The sequence below is a fragment of the Geomonas paludis genome, assembly GCF_014193585.1.
GTDB lineage: Bacteria > Desulfobacterota > Desulfuromonadia > Geobacterales > Geobacteraceae > Geomonas > Geomonas paludis.
Genome location: NZ_BLXY01000016.1, coordinates 1 through 16,048, shown reverse-complemented (window position 1 = coordinate 16,048; position 16,048 = coordinate 1). Strand labels below are relative to the sequence as shown.

At 60.0% G+C, this 16,048-nt stretch carries 14 protein-coding genes; all 14 read left to right on the top strand.

Features of this window, described 5'->3' with window-relative positions; all coding sequences use genetic code 11:
* Positions 1 to 564, top strand: a complete 564-nt coding sequence (locus tag H7687_RS19900; protein WP_183350685.1) for an acyltransferase — start codon at positions 1 to 3, stop codon at positions 562 to 564.
* Positions 561 to 1,634 (top strand): acyltransferase family protein, encoded by a 1,074-nt coding sequence (locus H7687_RS19895; RefSeq protein ID WP_183350683.1) that lies wholly within the window; start codon positions 561 to 563, stop codon positions 1,632 to 1,634. Before H7687_RS19900 ends, H7687_RS19895 begins: the two co-directional genes overlap by 4 nt.
* Before the next feature lie 27 nt (positions 1,635 to 1,661).
* Entirely contained in the window at positions 1,662 to 2,438 is a 777-nt protein-coding gene (locus tag H7687_RS19890; RefSeq protein ID WP_183350681.1) for an oxidoreductase, read from the top strand.
* Entirely contained in the window at positions 2,435 to 3,571 is a 1,137-nt protein-coding gene (locus H7687_RS19885; RefSeq protein WP_183350679.1) for a hypothetical protein, read from the top strand. The genes H7687_RS19890 and H7687_RS19885 overlap by 4 nt, the downstream gene beginning before the upstream one ends.
* A gap of 21 nt (positions 3,572 to 3,592) precedes the next feature.
* On the top strand, positions 3,593 to 5,182 hold the full coding sequence (locus tag H7687_RS19880) for a lipopolysaccharide biosynthesis protein (RefSeq protein WP_183350678.1): 1,590 nt from the start codon (positions 3,593 to 3,595) through the stop codon (positions 5,180 to 5,182).
* Between the two features lie 60 nt (positions 5,183 to 5,242).
* On the top strand, positions 5,243 to 5,746 hold the full coding sequence (locus H7687_RS19875; protein WP_183350676.1) for an acyltransferase: 504 nt from the start codon (positions 5,243 to 5,245) through the stop codon (positions 5,744 to 5,746).
* Positions 5,747 to 5,803: 57 nt separating this feature from the next.
* Positions 5,804 to 7,018 (top strand): glycosyltransferase family 4 protein, encoded by a 1,215-nt coding sequence (locus H7687_RS19870; RefSeq protein WP_183350674.1) that lies wholly within the window; start codon positions 5,804 to 5,806, stop codon positions 7,016 to 7,018.
* Positions 6,999 to 7,943, top strand: coding sequence for a glycosyltransferase family 2 protein (locus tag H7687_RS19865; RefSeq protein ID WP_183350672.1), 945 nt, complete (start codon positions 6,999 to 7,001; stop codon positions 7,941 to 7,943). The genes H7687_RS19870 and H7687_RS19865 overlap by 20 nt, the downstream gene beginning before the upstream one ends.
* The gene (locus H7687_RS19860) at positions 7,940 to 8,959 is read left to right on the top strand and encodes a polysaccharide deacetylase family protein (protein ID WP_183350670.1); all 1,020 of its coding nucleotides are present in this window, start codon (positions 7,940 to 7,942) and stop codon (positions 8,957 to 8,959) included. The genes H7687_RS19865 and H7687_RS19860 overlap by 4 nt, the downstream gene beginning before the upstream one ends.
* Complete coding sequence (locus tag H7687_RS19855; RefSeq protein WP_183350668.1) at positions 8,956 to 10,035, top strand: DegT/DnrJ/EryC1/StrS family aminotransferase; 1,080 nt, start codon at positions 8,956 to 8,958, stop codon at positions 10,033 to 10,035. The genes H7687_RS19860 and H7687_RS19855 overlap by 4 nt, the downstream gene beginning before the upstream one ends.
* Positions 10,025 to 11,110 carry a GNAT family N-acetyltransferase gene (locus H7687_RS19850; protein ID WP_183350666.1) on the top strand — a complete coding sequence of 362 codons (1,086 nt, stop codon included), beginning with the start codon at positions 10,025 to 10,027 and terminating at the stop codon, positions 11,108 to 11,110. The genes H7687_RS19855 and H7687_RS19850 overlap by 11 nt, the downstream gene beginning before the upstream one ends.
* Entirely contained in the window at positions 11,107 to 12,081 is a 975-nt protein-coding gene (locus H7687_RS19845; protein WP_183350664.1) for a glycosyltransferase, read from the top strand. The genes H7687_RS19850 and H7687_RS19845 overlap by 4 nt, the downstream gene beginning before the upstream one ends.
* A complete protein-coding gene (locus H7687_RS19840) occupies positions 12,078 to 13,265 on the top strand; it encodes a glycosyltransferase family 4 protein (RefSeq protein ID WP_183350662.1) in 1,188 nt (395 codons plus the stop codon). The genes H7687_RS19845 and H7687_RS19840 overlap by 4 nt, the downstream gene beginning before the upstream one ends.
* A 140-nt stretch (positions 13,266 to 13,405) precedes the next feature.
* Positions 13,406 to 15,862: a YfhO family protein gene (locus H7687_RS19835; protein ID WP_183350660.1), complete on the top strand. Its 2,457-nt coding sequence runs from the start codon at positions 13,406 to 13,408 to the stop codon at positions 15,860 to 15,862.
* Positions 15,863 to 16,048 lie beyond the last annotated feature (186 nt).

Sequence of the window (16,048 nt, the reverse complement as noted above, 5' to 3'; positions counted from 1 at the left end):
ATGTTTCTTTCTGAATTGCTGCAACGGATACGGTTTTGGAAAGCAGCGGACCGCCTCGGGCCGGACATCCCTTACACTCACTGGCGACTGCATTTCAGGTCGACTATGCTGCGTCTTTGCAAAGAGAAGTTCCTGCATTTCGATGACAGTGCCGACTTCAGGCCAGGCGCATATGCCATCTGCTGCTCCAAGATCTCCATTGGGAAGAGGGTGGTGGTCCGCCCCACGACCATGTTCTTTGCCGACCCTCGCGATGGGGGAGCCGGTATCACTATCGAGGATGACGTCATGATGGGATCCGGCGTTCATCTGTATGTGAATAACCACCGGTTCGACAGCCCCGACATCCCGATCATCGATCAGGGCCACTACGTCTCCGAACCGGTGGTCCTTAAAAGGGGATGCTGGTTGGGAGCGAACGTCATTGTGCTCCCGGGCGTCACTATCGGGGATAACTCCGTGGTCGGCGCCGGTAGCCTCGTCACCAAGTCAGTCCCGGCAGGTGTTCTTGCCGCGGGCAACCCAGCCAGGGTTATCAGAAACATCGGAGATCAAAGACCATGAGATACACAGCCGCCCTTGATGGCATTCGCGGCATTGCGATTGTCACCGTGTGTCTTGCCCATTACGGGCTTCCCATCCTCCAGCGCGGTGGATTCGGCGTTGATGTCTTCTTTACCTTGAGCGGGTTCTTGATCACTTCTATCCTTCTGGGTGAGTATTCCCGTAGCGGCGATATCGGTTTCCGTAACTTCTACATTCGTCGGTTACTGCGATTATTCCCTGCTCTTTTCTGCCTGCTGATCGTGTACGGAACATTGGTCACCCTCTTCGGGAAAAACCTCAGTCGGCATTTCGGCGATATCGCGTTGGTGTTCTTTTACGTCGCAAATTGGGCTGGTGCCGCCGGCTTGAACCGCCCTGGCGAACTGGGGCACACGTGGTCTCTTTCGGTTGAGGAACAGTTCTATTTCCTCTGGCCCATCATTCTGTACGCGGTGGTGAAGAAGTGGGGCGGGAAAGGGCTTCTGGTTACCAGCTTGACCCTGACGCTGCTTTCCATGTCAGAGACTTTTATTATGTCAACATCAGTGCCTTGGTGGCGACTGTACTACGGCTTTGACACTCGCGCTTTCACCCTCCTCTTCGGCTGCTGCCTTGCGATAGCTTTTCACTTTTGGAATCACCGTGTCGTTTTGCCCAAACCTTTGGAGGCGGTCCTTCCCTTGCTGTCGTTTGGAGGTATCGCTTTGTTCATGCTGCGAAGGGATGCTTTTACCGCTGATCCCGGCTTCTTCAGCGGACCAATCTTCATAATACCGGTACTAACCTGCGGCCTGATATACCTCGCCGTCAAGCCTGGATTCAACATAAGCAAATCGATCCTTTCCACGAAGCCGCTGGTGTACTTCGGGAAAAGATCATACGGTCTCTATCTTTGGCATTACTGGATATTGAACGTGACAAACCCTAAGAACATCCCTGTATTGTTGGCATGCGCGGCAGCTTCACTGGTCGTAACAGAGCTCTCGTTCCGTTTCATCGAGATGCCCTTCTTGTCCCTGAAGCATCGGTTTGCAAAAGATGAAGCCCCTGCACCGGCTGAGTCTTTGACTGAACCTGCTGCAGCCTGATCACGATTTGCAGAGGCGGAGGCAGATATGAACGGTGTGGATATTGACAATAAAGTGGTGGTGATTACCGGTGCCGCCGGGCGCATAGGCAGCGAATACGCCCGTGCCGTTGCGGCAGCCGGAGCGGTCGCGGTCATTGCAGACACTTCTGAAGAAAATGGCAGGAAGCTGGCTGATGAGATCATAGCAAATTCGGGCAAAGCAGATTTCGAGTTGCTGGACATCACGTCCAAAGAATCAGTGCAGCGGCTGATAACTGTGCTGACGGAGCGCTATGGCAGGGTGGATGCCCTGGTCAACAATGCCTATCCTCGCAACAAGCGCTACGGTGCCCGGCTGGAGGATGTGACGTACGAAGACTTCTGCGACAATGTCGGCACCCATTTGGGCGGTTATTTCCTGACCTCGCAGCAGTTCGGACTGCACTTTCAAAAACAGGGCTACGGGAACATCGTCAACATGGCGTCGATCTATGGGGTGGTCGCCCCACGGTTCGAGGTTTACGAGGGAACGCGGATGACCATGCCGGTGGAGTACGCCGCTATAAAGTCCGCAGTCATACATCTCACGAAGTATCTGGCCAAGTACTTCAAGGGCTCCAACATCAGGGTCAACTGCATCAGTCCCGGTGGCATCCTCGATGCCCAACCTGTGGAATTCCTGGATAAGTATCGTGCCTTCTCGCTTTCAAAAGGGATGCTCGACCCGCAGGACCTCACCGGGACGCTGCTGTACCTGTTGAGCGACATGTCCAAATTCGTGAACGGTCAGAACATCGTGGTCGATGATGGATGGGCGCTGTGAAAAAGGTCGTCTACATATCCTGGATGCCGCTAAGCGAAAAGGTCGAGCGGGACTGGTACATCAGCTATCTCCGGGAGCATGGAGTGCCGGTAGCATACTGGGACGTCACGGGTCTGCTGATGGGGGACGGTAAGACTGAAGGGCAATCACGTGATTACCGGGTGAAAGTCGAAAGCTACCAGCATCTAGAGCAACTGCTTGCTGCTACAGATTCTGCCCTCACCAATTTCGTGATGATTGTCAACTACGAGCGACGGTTTAACCGGCTCTTTCGTGTGCTCAACCGCTTTGATTGCCGGCTCTTCTTCTTTGAGTGGGGAAATTTCCCAATAAAGGACAGGGGTAGGGCTAGAAAACTTGGTGCTTTGCTGCGTAACCCACTGAAGCTGATTCGCGAAGTTGGGACAAAGGTTCGAGGTGCCGTAGCATCAAGGCTCTTCCCTGTGAAGCCCTTTGACGTCGTTTTCGCAGCCGGGTATGCCTCGATTGCGATGCACCCCAAAGCAGGGATCAAGATTCCGGTCAACTTGTGTGATTACGACAACTACAAGATCACGGACAGAAAACAAGGCCGGCTGGTAGCCGAGCCATACTGCATTTTTCTGGACATCAACCTTGCGTTCCAGTCAGACATAAAACTTGTCGGGTGGGACTACATCGACCCCGCCATCTACGCTACTTCTCTCGAGCGGTTCTTCGACATGGTCGAAGAAAGATACGGAATTCACGTTGTCATTGCGGCTCACCCGAAGGCAGAATACGGGGACAGCTATTTTAATCGGCGTGCTTTCAAAGGGGTCACCGCCGAACTTGTCCGCGATGCGGAGTTCGTTATCTCACACCACAGCACGGCGATAAGCTATGCGGTTCTTGGCCGCAAGCCGCTCATATTTTGTTACAGCGACGAGATGGAGCGCATTTACCGCAACACGATTGTGGGCTGGATAGCAGATTTCGCTGAATATCTGCACCAGCCTCTTTACAACATTGACCATGTCGTGACACCGGGGGAGATCGAGGTTCGGCAGCCAGACATTGAACGCTACGATCTTTATAAGTACAACTACCTGACCACCCCCGAGTCGGAGCACCGGGTGACGCGGGACATCTTTTTCGATGCCATTACCGCGTAAGTACGACCAGAAGGGATTGCTTTGACCACGGCCGCTTCACTTAAAAAACGTTTCGGTTTCAAACTGGTAGCAAATGTCATCGGCGTCCTCCTGGGGGTCGTCACCATGGCCTTTGTACCCCGTGCCCTGGGCCCTGAGCAATTCGGAAGATTTGAGTTCATCACCAACAACTTCAAGCTGATCTTTGACACGCTTGCCCTTCAGGTCCCGGTCGCTTACTTCAACTGGGTCTCCAGAAAAGGACACAAGGAAGACACGGACCTTTCCTCCGGAGTCACGCTCTACTTTTCCCTGGGCATCACTCTGCTTTTTGGTCTTTTTATAGCGGTAACGGAGGTTGCGGGTGTCAATACCTTGCTTTGGCCACAGGTACCACCTGTTTATCTGTGGGATGCCTTTGCCTTTACCGTGACGGTTTTCCTCTACCAATTCCTTGTGTACCTTTCCGATGGAAAGTCGCTTACGGTAGGGCTCGAGAAGATCCGTCTGTTGCAAAACGTGCTAAAGTGCCTGGTCCTAGTCAGCTTGGTGCTGTTCGGGATGATGAGCCTTCATGCGTACTTCTGGGCTCAAGTCGTTGTTGTAGGCGGAACTGTGGTCCTGTCCGCACTATGGCTCAACCGGCAGGGCGCATGGCGGGCGCCCGCACTGAAACCATGGGAGTTCCCCAGGGAAGAGGTGAAACGGTATCTCCAATTTGTCCTTGAATACGCCCGTCCGCTCACGCTTCTCATGCTCAGCGGTTTTCTGTTTTTGTATTTCGACCGTTGGTTTTTGCAACTTATCGGCGGTTCGGCGCAACAGGGATTCTTCGGTCTTTCTGACAGGCTTGGACAGATTGCGTTCATATTCACAAGTGCTATGACTCCGCTGCTTACCAGAGAGTTCGCCCTGGCACACGAGGAGCAAGATCGGGGAAGACTGCTGGGGCTTTTTGAGCGCATCAGGCTATTCCTTTTTATCGCCACGGTGACCAGCTGTTTCCTCTCCGTTCAGAGTGAGACCATAGTTGCCCTGGTCGGCGGGACAAAATTCAGCGGTGCAGTTGTCCCTATCGCCCTGATGGCGCTTTACCCCATACACCAGACTTTCGGGCAACTCAGCGGATCCCTTATGGTGGCGACTGGACAGACTTGGCTTTACGCCAGGATCGGGATCATCATGATGGTGGTGAGCCTCCCTATAACCTATGTCTGCATAGCTCCGGCGTCCTACCCCGTCCCCGGCCTGGCGCTTGGGGCTTCTGGTCTGGCGCTCAAGATGCTGATCTGGCAGTTCGTCGGCACCAACGTTCAACTTTATTGCAACACAAGGTACCTCGGGATCCGGTTCACCAAATGGATTGGCATCCAGATCGCTCTGATAACCACAGTTTATGCTTTAGCCTATGGTTCGCGCCTCGCCACTGCTACCTGCAACATCTCGGCATTGGTGCAAATGGTGCCGTTGCCTCCTTTGAGCGAGGCGGTTGTGACCCTGTGCGCCAGACTGATACTGTCGGGGATTGTCTATCTCATTGCCGTTGCGTTGTTGCTTTTGCTGGTGCCTGGCATTGCGGGTCTATCCCGGGAAGAGATCAAGCTGGGGCGCTTCCAGTTGGTCCGCAAGTGAGGCTGAAAGGAGTTCGGAGTGGGAAGGTTGCTAAGGTATCTAACTACACGCGTCCCGGGCATGGTCAAACATGACCTGCACTTTTTCAGGCCGAGGTTCTTTTTGTTTTTTTTCAACCTCGTTCCTGATTTCCTTTCTCTATCACCTTTGCGCAACTTGCTGCTCCGGTTCGGGGGAGCAGAGATCGACATTTTCAATGCTTACATCCGTTCCCCGCTTTGGTGTTCTGATCTGCGCGGGATCAGCTTCGGCAACGGCATTTTCATCAATATGGGCTGCCGCTTCGAAGGGACCGCCCGCACAGTAATCGGCGACCACTGCCAGATCGGACCGTTTTGCTGCTTCGAAAATGTGAATCACACTGAGACAGGGGAGCAATCCCTCCCTATCATCATTGGCAGTGGCGTTTGGATCGGTGCACGGGCGGTACTCTCTCCGGGCGCTGAGATTGGCAAAGATGCCGTGATCGCTGCAGGGGCGGTGGTCGCAAAACAGGTTCCGGCAAATGAGCTTTGGGGCGGGGTCCCGGCACGAAAGATCAGAGATACAAAGGGAGTGCAGTGACTTGAGCCGTAGCACGCATGCCGCGAATAACCGCACCAGAGGTCACAAGCTAGCATCATGAAGATAATGCTGTACACCGAGACCTATAACCGGGGTGGCATAGACACCTTCATCGCCACGCTGATCAATCATTGGCCGGAGGCGGGGGACGAGTTCGTGCTGGTCTGCAACGAGGACTACCCGGGCTTGGCCGTGATCCGTCAGCGGCTGCAGCGCCCCTGCAAGGTGGTGACGCACCGGATCCCGACCTATGCGCGTTGGGCGGAGAAGACCCGCGGCAACAAGATCCTGGACACCTTCCGGGTCTGCTCCTCGCCTTTGTCGCGCTACCTCTTCATCGCTTCGGCGACGCGCAGACTGAAGGAAATCCTGCTGCGCGAGAACTGCGACCGGCTCATGGTGGTGAACGGCGGCTACCCCGGCGCTGATACCTGCCGCGCCGCAGGTATCGCCTGGGGGCTCTACTCCGGCAAGCCGCAGAGCATTCAAAACTTCCACAACCTGGGCACCGCGGCCTCCCGCTGCGCGAGACTCCAGGAGGACCGGGTCGATGCGCTCCTGGCTCGCCACACCAAGGCTTTCGTGACGGTATCGCGTGCGGCGGCTGAATCACTCTCGGTCCGGCCGCAGATCTACGCAGACCGCAGCAAGGTCCGCTTCGTCTACAACGGCCTCGATTTTGCCGGTGACCAAGCACCAGGACTCGACATCCGAGGGGAGCTTGGTCTTGCTCCGGACACGCCGCTGTGCCTGATGCTCGGGACCTACGAGGCCCGAAAGGGGCACAGCTTCCTGCTCCGGGCGTTCAAGAAGACACTGCAGCGGGTGCCGCAGGCGCGGTTCCTCATCTGCGGACACGGCAGCGCGGAGGAAATCGACGCGGTAAAGGGTATGGTGCAGGAGCTCGATATCACGGGCAACGTGCACGTCCTCGACTTCCGCTCGGATGCCATGCAGATCCTGCAGCAGGCCAACCTGCTCCTGGTGGGATCACAGGAGTTCGAGTCCTTCGGCCTCACCTGCGTCGAGGCGATGGCCAAGCGCGTCCCGGTGCTGGCGACCAGGGTCGGGGGACTTCCCGAGGTGGTGCAGGATGGCGACGGCGGCTTCACCTTCGAGAAGGACGACGTCGACGGCTACGCCGGCCAGATGGTGCAACTGCTCCTCGACAAGGAGCTGTACGCCGAGCAGGGGCGCAAGGGGTACGAACGTTACCGCAGACTTTTTACTGCGCAAAGGATGACAGAGGAATATGCAAAACTCATCAGGTAACGACGCGGATCAGCAGCAAGAAGTACTCTTCAGTGTCGTGATTCCGGCCTACAATTCTGCCCCCTTCATCACCAAGGCGCTCGATTCCGTTCGCGCCCAGACTCTGACCGATTACGAAGTGGTGATCACCAACGACGGGTCGAAGGACGAGACGGTGCAGGTGATCGAGGAGTACGCCCGGCGCTACCCGGACTACCCGGTAAAGCTCGCCAGCCAGCAGAACAAGGGGATCGGCGGCGCGCGCAACAACGGCATATTCCGCTCCACCGGGAGCTTCATCGCCTTCTTGGACGCGGACGATTTCTGGCATCCGACCAAGCTGGAGCGCATGGCCGCGCTGCTGGCCCAAAAGCCGCTGATCGACGTCGCCTACCATGACGAGATCGAGGTGGCCTCGGACGGGACGAGGCGTCCGCTTTCCTACGACGAAGTGCGCGCGCCGGCCTACCAGGACCTGCTCTTTCGCGGCAACCGCCTTTCCACGTCGGCGACCGTGGTGCGTCGGGAACTGGCGCAAGCCATCGGCGGCTTCTCCGAAAACCTCGACTTCAACAGCGCCGAGGATTACGAGTTCTGGCTGCGGCTGGCCCGCGCCGGCGCCCGCTTCACGCATGTCCCCGAGGTGCTGGGCGAGTATCACCGCGTGGAAGGGAGCATCACCCAGAAGATCGCGTACCACCACCGCAACATCTTCAACGTGGTGAGCTACCACCTGGAACTGCTGCGCGGCGACGGGACCTGCAAACCCGCATTCCTGGACCGCATGTACCGCCGCAAGAAGGCGGAGCACCTGGCGACGCTGGGGCGCGCCCTGGCCGGAGCCGGCGCCAAGGCGGAGGCGCTGCAGATGCACTGGGAGGCGATGCGGGTGGATCCGCTCTGCCTCAAGGCCTATACGAAGCTGGTGAGAACTCTTCTGTCATGACGGTAAAGCTGCTGGTCGACATGGTGCACGCTAGCCGCCTGCACCGGCTCTTCGCCCCCTTTTACGGCGGCCATACCTCGGTGCTGCTGCTGCACCGGGTGTTGCCCGGTCCGCAGCGGGGGCTCCCGTCGGACAACCTGAAGGTGACGCCGGAATTCCTGGACGCCTTCATCTCCGGCAGGAAAAAGGCCGGCTGGCGCTTTATTTCACTGGACCACCTGGTGCAGGACTTCGACGACTGCGTGGCGCATGGCCGCAACATGGTATTCACGCTGGACGACGGTTATCGTGACAACTTCGACCATGCCCGGCTCGTTTTCGGTAGCCACGAAGTCCCCTTCATCGTTTATGTCGCCAACTCTTTTCCCGCGGGTACGGCTGATTTCTGGTGGTACACCCTCGAAGAGATGCTCCTGGCGCACCGCCGCATCGAGTTGGAGTGCGGCGCACAGCGTGCCGCGCTGGATCTTGCCGATCCCAAGGCCGCGTTCATTGCCTTCAAGGCAATCTACCAGCCTCTGCCGGCGCAGGAGCAGGCAGAGCTGATGGCGCGGCTGCAGGAGCGTTACCCGCTCGCCGCGGCACAGGAGCGACTGGCCATGACCTGGGATGAAGTGCGGGAGTTGGCCGCGGACAAGTTTTGCACTGTCGGCTGCCACACGGTGAGCCACCGCAGCCTCGCCCCCCTGCCGCGAGAGGAGGCCTGGCGGGAGCTCCTCAACTCGCGTGCGGAGCTTGAGCGTGAAGTGGGCCGTCCGGTGCGGCACCTCGCCTATCCTTACGGCAAGGCGGTGGACGCCGGTGCACGGGAAGAGGAGCTGGCGCGGGAGGCAGGTTTTGCAAGCGCCGTCACAACGCGGGTCGGCAATCTTCACGCCGGGCACCGGGATCACCTGCTCATGCTCCCCCGCATCCCGCTCTACGAGGGGGGGAAGAACGGCAAGCTGAGCGAGATCTTCCTGTCCGGGATGTACAGCGCCGCCACCAACGGGTTCAGAAAGGTCGTCACCTATTGATCAAACGGACTCCTGAAATAAAGCTGCCGGGACTGGTGCAGCTATTTCTGAGCAGCGCAGCCTGCACGAGCGATGAGCGGACCAGTTACACCGGCTACGCCCGCTTCGCGCTTTTGAACCTGCTCAAGGTGCTCGGGATGGGGCGCGGCGACCGCATTCTGCTCCCCGCCTACATCTGCGACGTGGTGCTGCTGCCGCTGGCCGAACTGGGGATCGAACCGGTCTACTACCGCGTGACGCCGGATTTCCAGGTGGATTGGGACAGCGTCGAGGTGCAGCCCGGTAGCCGCGCCTTCATCTCCGTGAGCTACTTCGGGGTGAGCCAGGACTTTCCCGCCATCGCCGAGTACTGCACCAGGAACGGCCTGATCTGGCTCAACGACAACGCCCACGGCTTCGCCAGCTCGCTTGGGGGCACACCTCTGGAAGAGTTCGGCGACTTCTCCTTCACCTCCTTCCGGAAGGTGCTCGGGTCCGTCAACGGCGCCCGGGTCAGGATCAACAGCGACCGCTTTCTGCCGCTCAAGAGGGAACTGGACCAGTTGAACGGGGCTGCGCCGCCGGAGTCGCGCCAGCGCTTCGTGGCCGCTGCCGGCTTGCGAACTCTCGGCATACGGCTGCGCGCACTGCCGGACTTCTCCGACCCCCGCGGCTTTGGCGATGACGACATGAAGGCGCATCAGGCCGATCTGCTGGCATTGAGGCAGCTGGCTGCGAGCGATCAGGACTCCATCCGGATGCACCGGCGCCGGCTGTACCAGGCAGTGGAGCTGTTCCTCCTGGGGAGCGGCTGCAAAGAGATGCTGCCTGTCCCCCGGCTCTTGCGCGAGGGTAACTCGCCGCTGGTGCTGCCCGTCGTCACCAGGGATCACCGCGCCTGGCTCGATCTACTGCACCGGGCCCGCCGGCACGGCCTCGACCTCCATACTTGGCCCTCGCTCCCGGGGGCGGTGCTGGACCACGATATATGCGGCGCTGCCGACTTGTGGAGGCGGATGCTCTACCTCCCGCTGCACCAGGGGCTGGAGCCGGAGAGCTATCTGCCGCTACTGCAAAAGGTGCTCGATGCAGCTTGAAGTGATCGACAACGAGAATGGGCTCCTTGAACTGGGGCCGGAGTGGGAGGCGCTGGAGCGGAGATCGCCGGTGCACCTGTTCCAAAACCACCGCCTGCTGGCGGACTGGTACCTGTGCGCTGGCAAGGCGAGCGGGGCGGTCCCGGCAGTGGTGGTCGGTCGCGAGGCGGGTGAACTGCGCGCCGTCTTCCCCGGTTGCATCATCGCCAAGGGGGGCGTGCGCATCCTGACCTGGCTGGGCGGCTTCTTCATCGTGGACTACGGCGACGTGCTCATCGACCCGGCTTGTTCCGCGCCGGTCGCGGAGTTCCTGCGCGAGGCTTTGCGCCTGCTCAAGAAAGAGTGTGGCTATCACGTCGGTTACTTCCACAACATGCGCCACGACGCGCTGGCCTACCCGTATTTCAACCGCGAGTTCAGGTTCTTCCGCGGCGATGTCGCGCCCTTCATCGAACTGCAAGGGGGCTTCGAGGCCTATCTCGATTCGCTGAAGCGGTTCCGCAAGAAGCAGAAATCGGACACGCTGCGCCAGATCAAGCGGCTGGAGGAGTTGGGCGAGCTTGCCTTCACCATAGTGCCGGGCGTGGAGCCGCGCTCCCAAGAGGTGCTGGAAGCGTTCCTGGAGCAGAAGCGCTGGCGCTTCCAGGTTTCGGGCGTGCACGGGGTGCTGTTCAAGCCCGGCTACGAGGAGTTCTACCGGGAGGAGGTGCGCCGTAACCCCAATGTTCACCTCTGCTGCCTGACGCTGAACGGCGAGGTCATCGCGACGCACCTGGGTTACCTCTACAAGAACCGGCTCTACTTCGTGATGCCGACCTACGACCACCGCTACGGCAAGTACTCTCCCGGTCGCGTGCTGACCTATTACCTGATCCGGCACTGCTTCGAGCAGGGTGTGGAGCTCTTCGACTTCTGCATCGGCCCCGAGGAGTACAAGTACGAGTGGACCGACCGCGACGTCCCCATCACCAGCTTTGTGAGCGATGACATCGCCGGTCGGCTGTTCCTGGGCATCAAGAAGGCGAAGATCAAGGCGGACGAACTGCTGAAGCGCATCAAGGGAGTCAAGGGATGACCGAGAGGCAAACTGTCGCCACGGTTTCCGTGATCATCGCGGCCTACAACGCGGAAAGGTACATCGCCCAGGCGATTGACAGCGTCCTGGCGCAGAGCCATCCCTGCGTCGAGTGCATCGTGGTCGATGACGGCTCCACCGACGGGACCGCCGACATCGTGAGGGGGTACGGCAGCCGGGTGCGCTACCTGTACCAGGAGAACGCGGAGCGCTCCGCCGCGCGCAATAACGGCATGCGTGAGGCAAGCGGGGATCTGATTTCGTTCCTCGACGCCGACGACCTCTTGGCACCGGAGAAGTTGGCCGAGCAGGCGGCCTTCCTGGCGCAGCATCCCCACTACGACGTCGCCTACTCCCGGGTCAGCTATTTCAATGACGAGGACGGCTCCAGCTTCACGCCGCAGCGCAGGACTCCCAGCGGCGACATCGTGGCGGAGTTGTTGTACGGCAACTTCATCACCATCCACTCGCCGCTCATCCGACGCGATGCGGCCGAGCGCGCCGGCGGCTTCGATCCGGCGCGCAACCGCTACGAGGACTGGGAGTTCCTGCTGCGCCTCGCGCTCACCGGCGCCAGGTTCGGCTTTCAGGACCGGCTGCACGCCAAGGTCCGGCTGCATCCCGGCAACACCATCGGCGATCAGGTGAAGATGTTCGAGGCGAAGCTGCGGGTCGCAGAGGGGGTCGTGGAGGAATTCGCCGAAGAGTTGGCGCGGCGCTCGGTTGATGCCCGGGGGCTGGTCGCCTTTCACAAAGCGGATTACGGCAGGATTCTCGTGCTGGCGGGGCGGTGCAGGGAAGGTCGGGCACTGATCCGCGAGGCGGTGCGTGTCTCCTTCCCGCACCGTAAGATTTTCGTCGCCTTCGGTCTCGCTGCCGGGCTTTTGGGCTCGGGGCTGCTGGTGGCGGCGCAACAGCTGTACGACCGGGTCGTTAAGGGGAAGCGTCCCGCCAAGGGAGGGAGCGCGTGAAAATCGTCCTGATGGCACCGTTTGGCCTGCGCCCCAAGGGGACGGTACTCGCCCGCATGATTCCGCTGGCCGTGGGACTGCAGCAGCGCGGCCACGAAGTGGTCATCGTGGCGCCTCCGTACACCAACCCGGAAAGCTCCGGCACCACCGAGGTCGTGCGCGGTGTACCGGTGAAGAACATCGTGCTGGGGCCGAAACACAAGGCTCTGGCCGCGCCCTTCCTGGCCTGGCGCCTGTTCCGGGCGGCACTCGACGAAAAGCCGGACCTGGTGCACCTCTTTAAACCCAAGGGGTACGGCGGGCTGAGCGCCATGCTGCAGCTTTGCAGTGAGCGACTCGGCATCCGCATGCCGCCCCTTTTCCTCGACACCGACGATTGGGAAGGGAAGGGGGGGATGAATGACCAACTGCAGTACTCAGCGGCCGAGAGGCAGCTGTACGCTTTCCAAGAGCAGTGGCTGCCGCAGCGCGTGCGCGGGGTGACCGTGGCGAGCCGCATGCTGGAGGAGCTGCACCTGCAGATGGGCATTGCGCGGGAGCGACTGCTCTACCTCCCCAACTGTGTCGATGACAGTCCCGCCGGTGACGGCGATAAGATCCGGCGCCGGCTCGGCATCGCGCCCGAGGCACCGGTGCTGCTGCTCTACACCCGCTTCTTCGAGTTCAGCCAGGAGAAGCTGCATCTCATCTTCGCCGAAGCCCGGCGCCGCGTGCCTGGCGTCAGGTTCCTGGTGGTGGGGAAGGGGAGGCAGGGGGAGGAAGCGGAGCTTTTGCAGGCGGCCAAGGCCGACGGTTTTGAGGATGCGCTGGTAATGGCCGGCTGGATCGAACCGATGGAACTGCCCGATTACCTGGCCGCAGCCGACCTCGCCATCTACCCTTTTGCCGACACCCTCCTGAACCGCTGCAAGTGCCCGGCAAAGCTGACCGAGCTGTTGCGCGCCGGCGTGCCGGTCGTTGCCGATGCCGTAGGCCAGATCAAGGAGTACATCGTGCCGGAGCGCGGCGGAGTGTTGTGCGACCCGGACGACTGGCAGGGGATGGTGGAGCGGACCGTGGAGCTTCTCAACGATCCGGTCCCTCGCGAGGCCCTCGGCAAGGAGGGCCGGCGCTACCTGCTGGAGCAGTTCCGGTGGAATATGTTTGCCGAGAAACTTGAATTGTTTTATAAAATATCCGATTAGCCGCAAGGTCCCGTTGGTTTCCCCGCTGCCAAGGCCGCTGTTGGAATCCCCGAAGGTGCCCGCCCATCGGCTTCACTTCACCTCGACCAAATGAAATCACGCTGCAGCAGACCGTGTGGGGTTTTTTCCGGAGAGCATGTATGACAGATCGTAAGAAGGAATTGCTGTTTCAGGGCGCACTGCTTGCGCTGCTCATCCTGCTTTTTTCCAAGATCCTTTTCACGGACAAGATCATCCGCGCGCCGGACATCATCAACGAGTTCTACTGGGGTGTGAAACATCTCGGATCGCAGCCGTTTTGGAAGCTCTTCGACATAAACCTCTCCAGCGCCGGTTGGGACATGTACATCAACTCCGGCTTCACCAACGAGGGGGGCGGAGCTGCCGGCCAGTTCCTGTTCACCCAGAAGCTGATCTTCTGGCTCTTCCCGCCGCCGGCCAGCGTGGCCTGGTATATCCTCTTCCACCTCTTCGTCGGCGCTGCCGGCACCTACTGGTTCTGTCGCACCATCGGCTGCAGCCAGATCGGGTCTTTCCTGGCGGGCCTGGTGTTCGCCATCGCTCCGGAAAACGCCTCGCTGATCAACGCCGGGCACGTCATGAAGATCGCCACCATCTCGATCACCCCCTGGGCCTTTTACTTTCTGGAAAAAGGGTTCCGGTCGCGGCGGGTCATCTTCTTCCTGAGCACGGCCTTCATCCTGGCGGTGCAGTTTTTCCACGGGCACTGGCAGGTCGCCTACTACACCTGCCTTGCCATCGGCGTCTACGGCGTCGCGCGCTCCTTGTGCATCGTTTTGGCCGACGAGGGGGGCAAGAAGGAGTTCGGCCGCCTGCTGGCGTTGAACCTGACCCTGCTGGTTTTCTTCCTCACCACCGTCGCCATGTCGCTGGTTCCCTTGGCCAACTGGTCCAAGGAGACCAACCGCGGTGTGAACAGCGGGGCCAACGTCACCGCTTCGGCAGGCCAGAGCGAGGCGAAGGGAGGACTCGCACGGGAAGAGGCGATGTCCTGGTCCCTGCCGCCCGAGGAGACGGCGGCTTTCATCATCCCGGGCATGTTCGGGTTCTCGCGCCAGGAGGCAGGCCCCAATCCCGGCAACATCGGTTCGTACTACTGGGGGCGGATGAACTTCACCCAGACCGTGAGCTACATGGGGCTGCTCCCGTGGCTGCTGCTCCCGCTGCCGCTCATCTTCCGGCGCGACCGCTACACGTGGCTGGCGCTCTCGGCGGTCGTGGTGGGGATCTTCTTCTCCATGGGGAAATACACGCCCTTCTACAACCTGCTCTTTGACTACTTCCCCGGCATCAACCGTTTCCGTGTGCCGAAGATGATCATGTTCATCCCGGTGCTCGGGCTTGGGGTTCTTTCCGCGCTCGGCATCGACCTGCTGCTCGATCCGGCGGTCCGTGCCAGCCGTGCCTTCAAGCGCTACCTCATCGGTGTGGTCGCGCTTCCGGTGCTGTTGCTGGTGCTGGTCGGCGTGGAGGTGACCACCGGCAACTTCTGGGTGAACAAGTTCATCGACATCATCGCCCAACCGACCCGCTACGAACCGCAGAGCGAGAAACTCGTGCTGCAGCGTTGGACCAACCTGGTCAACGAGACTTGGATCGCCGCGGGGCTTGCCGCCATCTTCGCCGTGGTTTTCGCGATGTACCAGCGCGGCAAGCTGACGGCCAAGCTGCTCCCCTTCGTGCTGATCGGGCTGTTCCTGGTGGATACCGGCAGGGTCAACGCGAAGTTCCTGTTCCTGGTGGATGAGCCGCACAAGGCTGCCGCGACCCAGTCGCCTGATATTGCGTTCCTGGCAAAACAGCCTAAGGAGTTCCGCACCCTGCCGCTGAACGGCGACCCGATGCCGTATGCCGCGGCCGGCATTCCGGTCATGTTCACATCCAACGCGGTGCAGCAGCGGCGCTGGCAGGAGTTTTTGGACAACTTCAACCTTGGCTCCAGCATGCCCGACATCCTGAACGTGCGCTACGTGGTGGCGACCAAGGAGCAGTACGAGCAGGACAAGGCGGCTCTTGCCGGCAAGTACGTCCCGGTCTTTTATTCTCCCAATGGCGCCATGGTGGTGCTGGAGAACAAGACCGTGCTGCCCAAGGCGTGGCTCGCGCCGGTGGCGGTGCAGGTTAAGAATCCGGCCGACGTTTTGGGTGCGCTGCAGAACCCGCAGTTCCAGGCCGATGTCATTGCCATCGTCGAGTCGCCTCCGCCCATCCCGATGTTGGGTCCCGGTGCCACGGTGCCGGCTACCGGCCCCGGGCAGGTGCGCGTCAACAAGTACGAGGCCGAGAAGATCGATCTCGATGCCGCGGTGGCGATGAACTCGATGCTGGTTCTGGGGGAGAAGTACTACAAGGGGTGGAAAGCGACCGTCGACGGCAAGGTCGCCGAGATTTATCCGGTCAATCACGTGCTGCGCGGAATATACCTGACCCCGGGCATGCACAAGGTCGAGATGGTTTTCGATCCGACGCCGTTCAAAATCGGCAAGTACCTCACCCTGGTCTCCTTCGCCGTCTTCGCCCTGTTCCTTGGGCGCGAGGTTTGGTTGGCACGACGGGCAAAAGGCGCGGGGGCTTAAAACCATTGTCACGCCAAGACGCCAGGACGCAAAGAAAGTAAAGGTTCTGCCGGTCAGTCTTTGCGTCTTGTATGTTTACGATCAAGCAGCTAGATTTTCTGTTCCGGGACATGGCAGTTTGTTCGCGTCTTGGGTTCGAGCCCGTCGCAAAGCGTAAAACGCCATGTCCTCTTCTTCACAGCCCGA